Source organism: Nocardia sp. NPDC004123 (genome assembly GCF_053603795.1).
In genome coordinates this window covers 1-14402 of the sequence record NZ_JBSGGG010000020.1, presented here as the reverse complement: position 1 = coordinate 14402, position 14402 = coordinate 1, and the positions used below count along the sequence as shown (strand labels likewise).

The 14402-nt window shown below is 69.5% G+C and carries 11 protein-coding genes, 1 rRNA gene and 1 pseudogene; 1 reads left to right on the top strand and 12 read right to left on the bottom strand.

Annotated elements, in window-relative coordinates:
* Positions 1–31 precede the first annotated feature (31 nt).
* The 5 genes from xerD to steA all read right to left on the bottom strand — a co-directional run bounded on the left by xerD (position 32) and on the right by steA (position 5821).
* Entirely contained in the window at positions 32–952 is a 921-nt protein-coding gene (gene xerD, locus ACWEQQ_RS27880) for a site-specific tyrosine recombinase XerD (RefSeq protein ID WP_452350314.1), read from the bottom strand.
* Positions 953–1052: 100 nt separating this feature from the next.
* On the bottom strand, positions 1053–1706 hold the full coding sequence (locus tag ACWEQQ_RS27875) for an NUDIX domain-containing protein (RefSeq protein WP_402776802.1): 654 nt from the start codon (positions 1704–1706) through the stop codon (positions 1053–1055).
* A 95-nt stretch (positions 1707–1801) separates the two neighbouring features.
* Positions 1802–3529 (bottom strand): CTP synthase, encoded by a 1728-nt coding sequence (locus ACWEQQ_RS27870; protein WP_452350313.1) that lies wholly within the window; start codon positions 3527–3529, stop codon positions 1802–1804.
* 152 nt (positions 3530–3681) lie between these two features.
* The gene (locus ACWEQQ_RS27865; RefSeq protein WP_452350312.1) at positions 3682–4602 is read right to left on the bottom strand and encodes a copper transporter; all 921 of its coding nucleotides are present in this window, start codon (positions 4600–4602) and stop codon (positions 3682–3684) included.
* Positions 4603–4609: 7 nt separating this feature from the next.
* Complete coding sequence (steA, locus tag ACWEQQ_RS27860; RefSeq protein WP_452350311.1) at positions 4610–5821, bottom strand: putative cytokinetic ring protein SteA; 1212 nt, start codon at positions 5819–5821, stop codon at positions 4610–4612.
* A 261-nt stretch (positions 5822–6082) separates the two neighbouring features.
* Here steA and ACWEQQ_RS27855 point away from each other — a divergent pair, with 261 nt between their 5' ends.
* Positions 6083–6502 carry an SRPBCC family protein gene (locus ACWEQQ_RS27855; RefSeq protein WP_354844850.1) on the top strand — a complete coding sequence of 140 codons (420 nt, stop codon included), beginning with the start codon at positions 6083–6085 and terminating at the stop codon, positions 6500–6502.
* A 97-nt stretch (positions 6503–6599) separates the two neighbouring features.
* On the opposite strand, the gene recN is transcribed toward ACWEQQ_RS27855, so the two are convergent.
* The 7 genes and pseudogenes from recN to rrf all read right to left on the bottom strand — a co-directional run.
* Positions 6600–8381: a DNA repair protein RecN gene (gene recN, locus ACWEQQ_RS27850; RefSeq protein ID WP_452350310.1), complete on the bottom strand. Its 1782-nt coding sequence runs from the start codon at positions 8379–8381 to the stop codon at positions 6600–6602.
* Positions 8359–9324 carry an NAD kinase gene (locus tag ACWEQQ_RS27845; protein ID WP_364624179.1) on the bottom strand — a complete coding sequence of 322 codons (966 nt, stop codon included), beginning with the start codon at positions 9322–9324 and terminating at the stop codon, positions 8359–8361. Before ACWEQQ_RS27845 ends, recN begins: the two co-directional genes overlap by 23 nt.
* Positions 9321–10211, bottom strand: a complete 891-nt coding sequence (locus ACWEQQ_RS27840) for a TlyA family RNA methyltransferase (RefSeq protein WP_452350309.1) — start codon at positions 10209–10211, stop codon at positions 9321–9323. The genes ACWEQQ_RS27845 and ACWEQQ_RS27840 overlap by 4 nt, the downstream gene beginning before the upstream one ends.
* Position 10212: 1 nt before the next feature.
* On the bottom strand, positions 10213–10443 hold the full coding sequence (locus ACWEQQ_RS27835; protein ID WP_452342670.1) for a hypothetical protein: 231 nt from the start codon (positions 10441–10443) through the stop codon (positions 10213–10215).
* Positions 10444–11101: 658 nt separating this feature from the next.
* Positions 11102–12004, bottom strand: coding sequence for an HAD-IIA family hydrolase (locus tag ACWEQQ_RS27830; RefSeq protein WP_452350308.1), 903 nt, complete (start codon positions 12002–12004; stop codon positions 11102–11104).
* Between the two features lie 279 nt (positions 12005–12283).
* Positions 12284–13225, bottom strand: a pseudogene (locus tag ACWEQQ_RS27825) (hypothetical protein); the annotation flags it as partial.
* Between the two features lie 1095 nt (positions 13226–14320).
* A 5S ribosomal RNA gene (rrf, locus tag ACWEQQ_RS27820) occupies positions 14321–14402 on the bottom strand; the annotation flags it as partial.

The window sequence follows — 14402 nt, the reverse complement described above, 5'->3', positions numbered from 1 at the left end:
ACGGATCCCACCGTCCCCCGGGCGTTCTCGTTCAGCGGGCGCGCGGATGCGCGGTGGCCCAGACCTCGTGCAGGGTGCCGACGGTGACCAGGGTGTAGATCTGGGTGGTGGTCACCGAGGCGTGGCCCAGCAGTTCCTGGACGACCCGGACGTCGGCGCCGCCGTCGAGTAGATGCGTGGCGAAGGAATGCCGGAGGGTGTGGGGCGACACCTGGGCGGCGATGCCGGCCCGCTCCGCCGCGGATTGCAGGACCTGCCAGGCGGTTTGGCGGGAGAGGCGGCCGCCGCGGTGGTTGAGGAACAGCGCGCTGTTGCCCTTGCCCCGGGTGGCGAGGGCCGGGCGGCCGCGAACCAGGTAGTTGTCGAGGGCGGCCAGGGCGGGGCGGCCGATGGGGACCATGCGCTGTTTGCCGCCCTTGCCGTGCAGGACCACCGCGCGTTCGGCGGTGTCGATGTCGTCCACGTCGAGCCCGACCATTTCGGAGATGCGAGCGCCCGTGGAGTACAGCAACTCCAGTAGTGCCCGGTCGCGCAGCCCGCGCGGGCCCTCGGCGATGTCTCCCCCGGCGGCGTCGATCAGGCGGGAAACCTGGTCGTACGGGAGGGCTTTCGGCAGTCTGCGGGCGGGTGTCGGCGGCTTCACCGGGTGCGCCACATCCGCGTCGGTGATGCCCTCTGCCGTCGCGAACCGGTGCAGCCCGCGGACGGCGACCAGGGCCCGCGACGCCGACGAGGCCGCCAGGGCGGGATGCTCGGAGTCCCCCGACCGCAGCGACACCATGTAATCGGCAATGTCCGATTCGGCCACGCGTGCAAGCGTTTCCACACCGCGCTCGGTCAGAAAGTACTGGTATCGGCCCAGATCCCGCCGATAGGCGCTGAGCGTATTGCGCGCGGCGCCGCGCTCGACCGCCAAATGGTCGAGGTACGCGTCGATCTGCCGCTTCAGCACGGCTCACATCTTTGCAGCCGCCACCGACGAACTCCCCGACCCGAACCCGGCGAAGCGAACAAGTTTCCCAATCGGGACCTATTGCCTTCCCAATCGGGATCTACTGCGATGCCTCCCGCGCCTTGCGATCCAGGAACGCGGTGGGCATCCCCGGCCAGGGCGCGTCGGCGGGCCGCAGCCGAGCCCCGCTGGACCGGGCCGTCATCAGCGCGGTCACACCGGCCACCGCGGTGGCATTGGTGATGTCGCCCGCCAGCGCGGCCTGTACGGCCTCCGTCAACGGCATCCGCAGGATCTGGAGGTCGGCCTCCTCCATTTCCGGGTCCGGCCGGTCGATCTCGTAGAGCCCGGTCGCCAGATACACCCGCAGCGCCTCATCGGTGAACCCGGGCGAGAGCGCCACATCGACCAGCACCGACCACTCCCGTGCCGCCAGCCCGGTCTCCTCGGCCAGCTCTCGCCGGGCGGCTTCGAGGGGATCCTCGCCCGCCTTGTCCAGCAGTCCGGCCGGCAGTTCCAGCAGCCGCCGCCCGATCGGATGCCGATACTGATTCACCAGCACCAGATTGTCGTCGTCGTCCAGCGCCGCCACGGCGACCGCCGCGTGGTGCTCGATCACCTCCCGCTCGGCGACCTTGCCGCCGGGCATGACCACCTGGTCCAACCGCAGCGCCAGGATCGCGCCCGAGTACACCGTGCGACTGGACAGGACATCGAAATCGTGTGTGCCGGGGACCGGTTCCGAAGAGGTCATTCCAGAACCGTAGCGCGGATACCCCGGCGGATACGAAACCGCCCGAGCACTCGTCGAATGCTCGGGCGGGCCGTGGAATCCCGGTCAGGCGGGGATCACTTGGAGACCTTCTCGGCCTCCGAGGCGGGTACCTCGTCGGGAATCTCCACCGGAAGCCGTTCGGCGGCCTTGTATTCCAGCGCCGCCGAGATCAGCGCCGCGAACAGCGGGTGCGGGCGCGTCGGACGGGACTTGAGCTCCGGGTGCGCCTGGGTGGCGACCAGGAACGGGTGCTTGTCCTGCGAGTACTCCACGAACTCGACCAGGTGGCCGTTCGGGGAGGTGCCGCTGAACTTCAGGCCGCTCTTGGCGATCTTGTCGCGGAAGGTGTTGTTGACCTCGTACCGGTGCCGGTGCCGCTCGGAGACCTCGGTCTCGCCGTACGCCCGCGCCACCAGCGAATCCTGCTGCAGCACAGCCGGGTACGCGCCGAGCCGCATGGTGCCGCCCAGATCGGCCTCGCCGGCCACGATCTGCTCCTGGTCGGCCATCGTCGAGATGACCGGGTACTTGGTGTCGGGCTCGAATTCCGCCGAGTTGGCGTCCTTCATGCCCACCGAGCGCGCCGCCTCGATGACCACGCACTGCAGACCCAGGCACAGGCCCAGCAGTGGAATCTTGTGCTCGCGGGCGTAGTGGATGGCGCCCACCTTGCCCTCGATGCCGCGAATGCCGAAGCCGCCCGGGATCAGGATGGCGTCCACGTCGGCCAGGTGCGAGCGCGCACCCGCCTCGGTCTCGCACTCGTCGGACTGCACCCAGCGGATGTTCACCTTGGCCCGCGAGGCGAAACCGCCCGCGCGCAGCGCCTCGGTGACCGACAGGTAGGCGTCGGGCAGGTCCACGTACTTGCCGACCAGCGCGACGGTGACCGCTTCGCGCGGGTTGTGCACGCGGTCCAGCAGATCGCCCCAGACCGTCCAGTCGACGTCGCGGAAGGGCAGCCCCAGCTTGCGAACGACGTAGGCGTCCAAGCCTTCCCGGTGCAGCACCTTCGGAATGTCGTAGATCGACGGCGCGTCCGGCGTCGAGATGCAGGCGTCCACATCCACGTCGCACATGAGCGCGATCTTGTTCTTCAGCGGCTGCGGCACCTCGCGGTCGCAGCGCAGGATGAGCGCGTCGGGCTGGATACCGATATTGCGCAGCGCCGCCACCGAGTGCTGGGTCGGCTTGGTCTTGAGCTCGCCCGAGGGACCCAGGTAGGGCACCAGCGTGACGTGCAGGAAGAAGCAGTTGTCGCGACCCACCTCGTGGCGAATCTGCCGCGCCGCCTCGAGGAACGGCTGCGACTCGATATCGCCCACGGTGCCACCGATTTCGGTGATCACCACATCCGGCGCCTGCCCGTGCAGGTCCGGTCCCGTCATGGCGAGAATGCGACTCTTGATCTCATCGGTGATGTGCGGGATCACCTGCACGGTGTCACCGAGGTACTCACCCCGGCGCTCCTTGGCGATCACCTTCGAGTACACCTGGCCGGTGGTGACATTGGCGTCCCCGGACAGATCGCGATCCAGGAATCGTTCGTAGTGGCCGACATCGAGGTCCGTCTCCGCGCCGTCCTCGGTCACGAACACCTCACCGTGCTGGAAGGGGTTCATGGTGCCGGGATCGACATTCAGGTACGGATCCAGCTTCTGCATCGTGACGCGGAGTCCGCGTGAAGTGAGCAGCTGACCGAGGCTGGAGGCGGTCAGACCCTTACCGAGTGAAGAGGCGACGCCACCGCTGACGAAGATGTGTTTCGTGGCCGCGCGCGCCGGAATCCGTGATTGACCCACGGGACTTCACGGTAACACGGATCGGCGACGCCGATCGCATGCCGCGCATGTTGGTTGCCCGCGATTGGCTCGATTCTGCGTATCGCGGGAAGCCTTCCCCATGTCGGCATCGGCGTGGCCGGGGCTTTCCGACGTGCGGCCCGGGGATCGTCTCAGTGCGGCATGGCCGCGACTGTGAGCGAGGTCGCCTTCTCACCCGTGCCGTAACGGCCGGTACCGCCGTTCAACTGCTCGGTGAGTCCGAGCACCGTGGTGATCCGCCCGATCTCACGATCGACATTGTCGACGGTCGTGACGGTCGACAGCCCACCCTCGGACCGTGTCACGGCGATCGCCCCGGGCCCCTCGGCGGCCCCGTAGCGACCCGCCAGCACCACCCCCGCACTGTGGGACCGCAGACCCCCGGCGAACCTGGCGATGATGGTGCCGCGATTGTTCTCGTCGGCCCGCGCCCCGTCGCCGGTGACCACCACGGCCAGCTGGGCGGGCTGCACCTCGGCGAAGGTCAGGAAGCCGCCGCCGCGCAGTGTCTCGAGGGCCAGGCCGCGCTCCTGCGGGGTGCCGCGCGCCTGCCCGCTGACCGGATCGTCGAGCAGCGCCTGGCCGAGCAGATCGCCCGCGAGGCTGCCCTGATCCACGGCGTCGACCTTCAGCTGCGCGCCCGCGGGGACCACGTTCAGCAGCGCGGTGCGCAGTCGGTCGCCCTCGGAGGAGTCGGCGAACGCGCCGGTCAGGCCGATCCGGCCGGTGACCGCGGCGCCCGCGGTGGTGAGGGCCGCGGTGACGGCATCGGCGTCGCCGCTGTCGGCGTCGGGGGTGGTGAAGACGAGGACCGACCGGTTGGCCAGCGCGCCCGCCAGCAGCTTGCCCGCCGAACCCGACAGGAAGGCGTCGGCCGCCTTCACCTGTTCGTTCAAACGCCCGTTCTCGGCACGCAGATCGTCGATCTGCTGCCGGTCGCCCGTGCCGGGAAACAACCCATTGCCTTGTGTGCGGGTGCCCAGCACCACGCCGACCGCCAGGGCCAGGAATACCGCGGCGATCGAAATCGCGTGGTGGCGAAAGGAAATCATCGGTCCCCTAGATGTGCCGGTCGAATAGGCCCTGCACCCAGTGCGATCCGCGATGCCAGGTGTCGGCGGTCCAGGTCAGCGCCTCAACGCCCATGTGGGTGGCCAGCAACGCGACCACCAGGGCAACCAGCGCCGCGAGCACCACCAGCGCGACCGCCCAGCCGGAGCCCCGGTGGCGGTACAGCGAGGCAACGGCTTTCGCGTCCATGAGCTTGGTGCCCATTTTGAGCCGGGTCAGGAAGGTGGCCGGATTCGAATCGCGCCGGCCGCGGTCGAAGAAGTCGTCCAGCGAGGCCGCCGCACCGACGGTGACGATCAGCGACGCACCGTGGTGATCCGCCAGCAACAGCGCCAGATCCGCGGGCGCGCCCGAGGACGGGAAGGTGGTCGCGCCGATGCCCAGATCCTGGATGCGCTCCAAACCCTTGGCGTGGCCGTCGGTATCGGCGGGCAGGATCACCTCCGCGCCGGACTTCAGCGTGTTCGCGGTGATCTCCTCCGGGTCACCGACGATGAGGTCGGGCCGGTAGCCGTGGCGGGTCAGGGTGTCCGCGCCCCGGCCGACGCCGATCAGGATCGGCGCGTACTCCTTGATGAACGGCTTGATGCGCTTGAGGTCGTCGATGTGCTCGGGACCGTCGGCCACCACCACGACATGCCGCTTCTTCATGTCGACTTCGACTTCCGGGACGCCGATTCCGTCGATGAGCAAGGAGGATTCGGTGCGGATGAACTCGATGGTGTTGCCGGAGAAGGCTTCCAGATGGTCGGCCAGCCCGTTGCGCGCCTCGATCATGCGCTCGGCGATGGTGAGCTCGGTGAGCTCGATACTCTCGACGAGTACCTCGGGTTCCTTCTTCGCCAGTTTGTCCGCGTAGACGACGCCGCCCTCGACGCGAACCTTGGCGCCGTCCTTGATCTTCTTGAAGACATCCGAGCTGACCGCGTCCAGCAACTGGATGCCATTGGCCACCAGCACTTCCGGACCGAGGTTCGGATATCGCCCGGAGATCGACGGCGAGGCGTTCACCACCACCGCCACCTGGGCTTCGACGAGCCGGTCGGCGGTGAGCCGATCCAGGTCCATCTCATCGAGCACCACCACGTCGCCAGGCCCCACGCGCTGGAGCAAACGCCTGGTGTTGCGGTCCACCCGGGCCATCCCGGTCAGACCCGGAAGCGTTTCGGTATTACGCGACAACAGGGCCAGCATCTTCATAACGATCGATGATTACGGCAAAGTCTCAACCTTTGATGGAGGCGCGCCGGACTCCCCCGCCTCCCCGCGACCTTTGCGGCCGGCCAAGAGCCGTCGCCGGCCATGCATCCGTGCCCGCGGTTGGTGCCGAACCGATTCCGGGCGTACCCGACGAGTTACCCCAACCGGTACGAAATCAGTGGTCGCCCTCCATACGCCCGACCCGGGTGCCGCGCCCGTCGCACCTTCCTTCTTACCGACCGGTAAGGCTATGCTCCGGACATGGCCAGCACCACCGTTGATACCGTCCTACCCGCCCCGCGTGAGGTCGTCTACAAGCTCTTCACCGAGCGCGACAGCCTCAATGCCTTTCTGCCCATTCAGATTTCACTGAAGAAGCCGGGCATCGGGAGCCCGTCCGGCGTCGGCGCGCAGTACCACCTGGGCCTGGCCGGCATCGGCCCGACCGAGGAGACCACCGAGCTCGTCCCCAATGAGCGCATGGTCTACCGCGTCATCGCGGGCGCCCCGGTCAAGCGGCACGTCGGCACCATCAGCTTCTCCGACGCGCCGGGCGGCACCCGGGTCGTCTACACCATGGAATCCGAGCCCAGCCTTCCCGTCCCCGCCCAGATCCTCGAGCCCGGCCTCCGCGCCCTCACCAACGCCCTCATCGGCGGAGTGCGCAAGGCGATCAAGTAACGCTCGGCCACCGCGCTTTCGGAGTCGGCGCGGCGGCAGGGACAGAACCGGCCGGACCCTTCGCGGGCCCGGCCGGTTCTTCTGTCTCGGTGCCCGGTTACTCGCCCGAGACGGCGGCGCCGACCTTCTCGGCGTCGGCCGTGGTGAGGAGTTCCCAGGCGTGGGCGCGGCCGGTTTCGGTATCGCCCATGCCCGCCAGCATGCGGGCGAGTTCGATGACGCGTTCGTCCTGGGTGAGGGCTTTGACGCCGGATTTGACGGCCTTGCCGTCGTCGAGCTTGTCGACCACCAGGTGGGTGTCGGCGAAGGCGGCCACCTGCGGCAGGTGGGTGACGACGATGACCTGGTGGGTGCGGGCCAGCCGGGCCAGGCGGCGGCCGATCTCGACGGCGGCGCGGCCGCCGACACCGGCATCGACCTCGTCGAAGACCATGGTGGTGCCATGTTCGGAGCTGGCGAGAACCACTTCCAGGGCGAGCATGATGCGGGAGAGCTCACCGCCGGAGGCGCTCTTGCTCAGCGGCAGCGGGTGCGCGCCGGAGTGGGCGGCCAGGCGGAATTCCACCTCGTCCACGCCGGTCGAGCCGGCGTGCAGTTCGGTGCCGTCGATGACCAGCGGGGCCGAATCCTGTACGCCCGCAAGGACGGGACCGACGCCGACCTCGAGCCGGGCACGACCCATGGCCAGACCACCCAGTTCGGTGCTCACCGCCGACGCCAGCTTCCCCGCGGCCTTGCTGCGGGCCGCGGTCAGCTTCTTGGCCGCTTCGCGCACCTTCTCGGCCGCGGTCTCGACATCCGCGGCCAGCGCCGCCAGCGCCTCCTCCGACACGTCCAGCGAGGCCAGGCGCGTGCGCGCCTCCTCGGCCCACTTGATGACCCCGTCGATATCCGGCGCGTACTTGCGGGTCAGCGTCTTCAGCTCGGCCTGGCGGGTCAGCATGGACTCCAGCGCGCCCGGATCGGCCGGCAGGTCCGACAGGTAGGAGCTGAGCTCGGTGGTCAGATCCACCACCACCGAAATCGCCTCGCCCAGACGGGGAGCCAGCGCGGTCAGGATCGGATCGTCGGAGGCTTCGATGCGGGCGCGCGCGGTGCCCAGCAGATCCAGGGCGCCCGCGTCCTCACCCGGTGAATCGGCCGGACCGGCCAGCGCGTCGTGCGCGGTGGAGGCGGCCTCGCGCAGCGAATCCAGATCCGACAGCCGGCGCACCTCGGCCACCAGATGGTCGTCCTCGCCGGGTTCCGGTGCGACGGCGTCGATCTCGGCCAGCGACTGCGTCAGATGGTCGGCTTCCAGGGCCAGCTCCCGGCTGCGCGCGGTCCGCTCGAGCAGCTGATTGCGCTTGTCCAACCAGGCCTTTCGAGCCTTCTGGTACTTGGACAGCAGCGGCGCCACCGCGTCGGAGGCGAACTGGTCCAGCGCGTGCAACTGCTGGTCGGGCCGCTGCAGCCGCAGCTGATCGTTCTGCCCGTGCACGGTGAGCAGCGGGGTGGTGAAGTCCGCGAGCACCGCGGCCGGCACGCTGCGGCCACCCAGGTGGGCGCGGGAGCGGCCGTCGGATCCGACCGTGCGGACGGCGATGATGCTGCCGTCGTCATCGCGTTCGGCGCCGGTGGATTCCAGCACCTGCTCGACCTCGCCGAGGGCGCCGTCGTGCACCTCGTCCACGGTGAAACGGCCCTCCACCACGGCCCGCGACGCCCCGAGGCGCACCCGTCCCGCGTCGGCGCGGGCGCCGCTGAGCAAGTGCAGGCTCGTCACCACCATGGTCTTGCCCGCACCGGTCTCACCGGTCAAAACGGTCAAACCCTCGTGGAATTGTGCGGTGGCGGTGGAAATTACGCCCAGCCCGTCAATCCTGATCTCTGTCAGCACTCGTGCTCTCCGTTCGCCGTCGGCCACGCCAGCCTGTCACGGGCAACTGGAATTTGCGCACCATCCGATCGGCGAACGGCGCGGAGTCGAGCCGAACCCACCGCACCGGGTCGGTCCCGCGGACCGTCTCGACCCGGCCGCCCCGCGGCAGTGCGAGGGTGCGTCGGCCGTCGAGGAAAACGATCGCATCATGGCCCGTCGCAACGGTTTCCACCGCGATCAGCGAATTCGGGCTGGTCACCAGGGGCCGCGCGAACAGGGCATGCGCATTGGACGGGATCACCAGCAGCGCTTCGAGTTCCGGCCACACCACCGGCCCGCCCGCCGAGAAGGCGTAGGCGGTGGACCCGGTCGGCGTGGCGATCAGCACACCGTCGCAGCCGAAGGCCGACACCGGCCGGCCGTCCACCTCCAGCACCACCTCCAGCACGCCCATGCGCGCCGCGTTCTCGATGCTGGCCTCGTTCAACGCCCAGCCGCGCTCCACCACCACATCGTCGACGCGCACGGTGACGTCGATGGTCATCCGCTCCTCGACGGTGTAGTCGCGCCGCACCACCTGGGACAGCGCCTCGTCCAGATGCTCGGCCTCGGCCTCGGTGAGAAAACCGATGCGCCCCAGATTGATTCCGAGCACGGGCACCGAGGCACTGCGGGCGAGTTCGGCCGCCCGCAGGAACGTCCCGTCACCGCCGAGCGCCAGCACCATCTCGGTGCCGACCGCCGCGTCGAGATCGTGTGCCATCACCCGCACCGGGTACCCGTCGGCCGCGCCCTCGTCGTCGATGTCGAACCGGGTGCTGTACGCCTCGTCCTCGAGCACGCGCAGCCCCATCCCGGCCCCGCACAGGATCTTCGCGACCCGGTGCGCGGTATCGGTGATCTCCGGCCGTCCCGGGTGCGCGACCAGCAGAACCTCCCTGGCCGGGCTAGCCGCGTTCACTGTGGACCCTCCTGCACCGCACGCTCGATCAGCGCCGCCACACGCGCCGCCTCGTCTGCATCGTATGCGCCCCCACCGACGTCCGCGCCGTCACCGGTCGCAGCGGGCTCGGTCTCCGGACGCTCCGGCGCGCCGGTCTCCTTGCGCAACCAGAGGAAATACTCGACATTCCCGGACGGACCGGGCAGCGGACTGGCCGTCACGCCACGCGTACGCAGCCCGAGTTTCGCTGCCGCGGCGGCGACTTCGCGCACCACCTCGGCGCGCAGGGCCGGATCCCGCACCACACCACCGGATCCCACGCGATCCTTACCCACCTCGAACTGCGGCTTGACCATCGGCAGCAGGTCCGCGCCCGGCGCACAGCAGGCGGCCAGTGCGGGCAGCACCAGGCCGAGGGAGATGAACGACAGGTCGGCGACCACCAATTCGACTGTGCCGCCGATGAGTTCGGGCGTCAGCTGCCGCACATTGGTGCGGTCGTGCACGCGGACGCGGTCATCGTTCTGCAGCCGCCAGATCAGCTGGCCGTACCCGACATCGGCGGCCACCACCTCCTTGGCTCCACGCGACAGCAACACATCGGTGAATCCGCCGGTGGACGCACCCGCGTCCAGGCACCGCTTGCCCTCGACCGACACGCCCTGCGGCTCGAACGCCTCGAGCGCGCCCAGCAGTTTGTGCGCGCCGCGCGAGGCCCACTGCACCTCGTCGGGTTCCTCCCGCACCAGCAGCGGCGTGCCCGCCTCGACTCCCGTCGCCGCCTTGGTGGCGACCGACCCATTGATCAGGACGCGGCCCGCGTTGATCAGCTCGACCGCGTGTTCCCGCGACCGCGCCAACCCGCGGCGAACCAGTTCCGCGTCCACCCGCGCGCGCCTGGCCACCTCAGATCTTGTCCACCGTGGCCAGTGCCTGCACCAGCACCTCGTGCGCCTGCTCCAGAATCTTGGCCCGCCGCACGATATCGGTGCCCTCCGAGTGCATACTCGGCGCGCCCGGGAAGCCCGGATTCGGTGCGCCCGCCGACAATTCGGCCAGCAGCGCGGCCACCTCCGCCTTGACCCGCTCCGGGTCGGCGAACTCCTGATTCGCACCCGGCAGATGCTGCCCGGGCAACGGCGCCCCCGGACGGGGCCCCGGCGTCCCGATAGGGGATCCCGGCGCGGGAAACTGCGGGCGAGGCGTGGGCATAGTCATCGTGGCGACAACGCTACCCGAACCCGCATTCGAACACACGTACCCCACCGCTACCGATCTCCCCGCCGACCGGCCCCGTCCGCGTCGCCCCACCCCGCTCTCCCGGATTTCCTGGAAAACCGCTCGTGTGCAGTCGACAGGGCGAGGCAAATGGACAGAGACGTCGAGAAAGCCGATCGCCGAGGCGCCGACCTTCGTGCCGACACTTCGACCTGGCCACCAGCCGCCATCGCGCGACCGTTCGAGGCGTGAAGACCATTGTGAGACTTCACAATAATGAGTTGTCGAGGTCGCCGAACGCTGGGCTGCAGTCCGATCGACGACAGCGCCGGAGAAGGCGCGGAGCCGCACACCGCGAACTTCTCCGTCGTCGCCTTCCGCATCGCCGGGCAAGAGGTCACCCTCGAGCCCGGCAGCATCCGTGGGACTTTCCGCGTCATGGTCGGAAGGCGGCGTACAACACCGTCGTGAAGTTCGAGGAGTCCGTGCGTTCACCGCGGACCTGTCGGCCGCCGAGGTCACCGTGGGCAACTCCTCCGACGACGCGACCTGATCCAGGCCCGCGGCAAGTCCTGGATTACCCGCGAGGCGTCGAGGAGATCCGGATGGCGCGGCCCGGGGCCGCGTCCAGACGGGCCGCGATCTCCTTCGCGATGTCTCCGACGCCCGGAACGACCGGATCGAGGTCGGCGACAGGGCGATTCAGCGCGTCGAGGGATTCGGCGATGTAGGTCGGCATGCGATCCGAGGGCTGGGTGCCCAGATCCTCGAGCGTGCTCACGCCGGTCAGCACCATCAGCGACGCCAGGCCGGTGGCGTGCGCGCCGTCGATATCGGTGTCGAGGCGGTCGCCGACCACCAGGGCGTCGCGGGTACCGGCCCGCTCGAGCGCATCCTCCATCAGCGGCGCGTACGGCTTGCCCGCCACGATCGGCTCCAGGCCCGACGCCTGTCGCAGCGCCGCGACCATCGAGCCGTTGCCGGGAGCCAGGCCCCGCTCGGTGGGGAGCGTGGCATCGGTATTGGCGGCCACCCACAGCGCCCCCGCCCGCAGCGCGTAGGCGGCCTCGGCCAGATCCGCCCATGCCGTCTGCATCGAATGGCCCTGCACCACAGCGCTGGGCACGAGGCCGTCGAAGCGGCGGACCGCCTGCAGGCCGACGTTCTCCACCTCGGCCATCAGGTCATCGGTGCCGACCACGAGTACCGTCGATCCCGGCGGGATCCGCTGCGCCAGCACACGCGCGGCCGCCTGCGCGCTGGTCACCACTTCGTCCTCGTGGGCGTCGAATCCGAGCTCCCGCAGGTGGAAGGCCACCGCGTCGGCCGAGCGGCTCGCATTGTTGGTGACATACATCAGGCGCTGTTCCGGATCGCCCGCCGAAAGTGCTTCCGACGCACCCGGAATCGGCTCGTGGCCGCGGAACAGCGTTCCGTCCAGATCCAACAGCAATGCCTCGAACCGATCCCGCAGTCGCATTACGCCGTCCCTCTCGTCACTCTTCACAGAAACAAAAACGACCGTGCGGCTGCGCTGTTGCGCGGCCGCACGGTCGAAATCACTTGCCGGTCCTCAGTTCTCGGAGTCGTCCGCGGGCTTGCCGGAGCCATCCGCGGCTTTCCCGGTCGGCTCCGACTCGGCAGCGGTGTCGGCGGCGTCGGAATCCTCCTCCGCCGCAGCGGAATCCGCGTCGTCCTCGGCCTCGTCGTCGTCCTCGTCTTCGTCGAACGCCGCGGTCCAGTCCGCGCCGCCGTCACCGTCGCCGGAGAGTTCGGCGGCGCGGTCCTCGGCGTCGGTCTCGCCGTCCAGGTCGGCGGAGGCGGCGTTCATGAACCAGGTCAGCGCTTCGTCTTCGCGACCGGCGGCCAGCAGGGCCTCGGCGTAGGCGTAGAACAGGCGCGCGGCCGCGGAACCGGTGCGCGCCGGGTCCAGCTCGGCGGTCTGCAGGGTGACGACGGCCTGGTCGAACTGCCCCAGATCCATCCGGGCGCCGGCGACCACGATGCGCAGCTCGGTGGCCTCGTCGCCCTGCAGGGCCCGGGCCTCGTCGCTGCGGCCCAGCTCGATGGCGCGCTCGGGACGGCCCAGACCACGCTCGCAGTCGGCCATGACGGCCAGCAGACCCGCGCCGCCGGACATGCGGCGCGCGGTCCGCAGCTCCGACAGCGCCTCGGCCCATTCACCCGCGTGATAGGCCGCGACACCGGCGGTCTCGCGCACCACCGCGATGCGGCCGGCCCGCTGCCGGGCAGCGCGCGCGTGCTCCAGTGCCAGTTCCGGATCCTCGTCCAGCAGCTGCGCCACCATGACCAGGTGCCGCGCCACCGACTCGGCATTGCCCTTGTCCAGGCTCAGCAGATCGCGCCGCACCGCCGGCTCGAGATCGGAGGCCTGGACGTCGTCCGGCAGGTTCGGCTCATCGGGACGACCCGAACGCCGCTCCCCCGGCCGGCCGCCGCTGACCCGCGCGCCCTCGCCACCACGGCGACGCTCGCCCTCGAACGACCTCTCGCTCGAGCCGCTTCCGGCCCGCTCGACATCCTGTCCCGCCCCCGAGTGTTCCGGACGCTCATCCGCGAACCCGTTGCGCGCGAAGCCCTTCCGCTCCTCCCGCTCCCCGCGGTCCCGGTCGAATCCCCGTCCCCCACCACGGTTGAACCCGCCTTCACGACGGTCACCGCGATCGAAGCCACCTTCACGACGCTCGCCACGGTGGAAACCGCCTTCACGACGGTCTCCCTGGTTGAATCCGCCTTCACGGCGCTCACCACGGTTGAAGCCGCCTTCGCGACGGTCACCACGGTTGAAACCGCCCTCGCGACGATCACCGCCGCGATCGAAGCCACCCTCACGACGCTCGCGGTTGAATCCGCCTTCACGACGCTCACCGCTGCGCTGGAAACCGCCCTCACGACGCTCGCCACGGTCGAAGCCACCTTCGCGACGGTCACCACGGTAGGAGCCACCTTCACGACGGTCACCACGGTAGGAGCCACCGTCACGATCGCCACGGTTGAAGCCACCCTCGCGGCGCTCGCCGCGATTGAAGCCACCGTCACGATCGCCGCCTCGGTTGAAACCGCCCTCACGGCGCTCGCCACGCTGGAAACCGCCTTCACGACGGTCACCACGGTTGAAACCGCCCTCGCGACGATCACCGCCGCGATCGAAGCCACCCTCACGACGCTCGCGGTTGAATCCGCCTTCACGACGCTCACCGCTGCGCTGGAAACCGCCCTCACGACGATCACCGCCGCGCTGGAAACCGCCTTCACGACGCTCACCGCGGTTGAATCCGCCCTCACGGCTGTAGCCGCCCCGGCCACCTTCGCGCTCGGACCCGCCGCGGCCGCCGCCCTCGCCCCGATAGCCGCCGCGATCGCTGTCGCCCTCGGAGCGGTAGCCGCCACGCTCATTGTCACGACCGCGGTTGAATCCGCCACCGCTGCGGTTGAATCCGCCCTCACGGCCGCCATCGCGCTCGCGGCGCGGTCCGCCCGACGACCGTCCCTGGTCGCGGCGTTCGCCTTCGTCGCGCCGGCCATAGCCGCCCTGTCCGGTCCCACCACTATTACGGCGGAAGGGTTTGCGGCCGTCGTTCTGCTCCGCCACGGTGATCCCTCTCTGTTCTTGTAGCCTGCGGTACCCGGCCACGGCGCTGGAGCGCGTGAGGAGGGCCGGTGGGCGATCCCACCTACCCATGAATTCAATCACGCCGCTCTCGAGCGTCAACGCGGCACCGGGTGGTCAAACGCCGAAAGGGGACCCGGTGAGGGTCCCCTTTCGCGAAGGATGTTCCGGCGGTGTCCTACTCTCCCACACCCTGTCGAGTGCAGTACCATCGGCGCAGGTGGCCTTAGCTTCCGGGTTCGGAATG

Bases quoted from the DNA above. Each gene is read 5' to 3' on its own strand.
- ACWEQQ_RS27875 (WP_402776802.1), bottom strand. From the start codon at position 1,706: ATGACCTCTTCGGAACCGGTCCCCGGCACACACGATTTCGATGTCCTG.
- ACWEQQ_RS27865 (WP_452350312.1), bottom strand. From the start codon at position 4,602: ATGATTTCCTTTCGCCACCACGCGATTTCGATCGCCGCGGTATTCCTG.
- steA (WP_452350311.1), bottom strand. From the start codon at position 5,821: ATGAAGATGCTGGCCCTGTTGTCGCGTAATACCGAAACGCTTCCGGGT.
- ACWEQQ_RS27855 (WP_354844850.1), top strand. From the start codon at position 6,083: ATGGCCAGCACCACCGTTGATACCGTCCTACCCGCCCCGCGTGAGGTC.
- ACWEQQ_RS27830 (WP_452350308.1), bottom strand. From the start codon at position 12,004: ATGCGACTGCGGGATCGGTTCGAGGCATTGCTGTTGGATCTGGACGGA.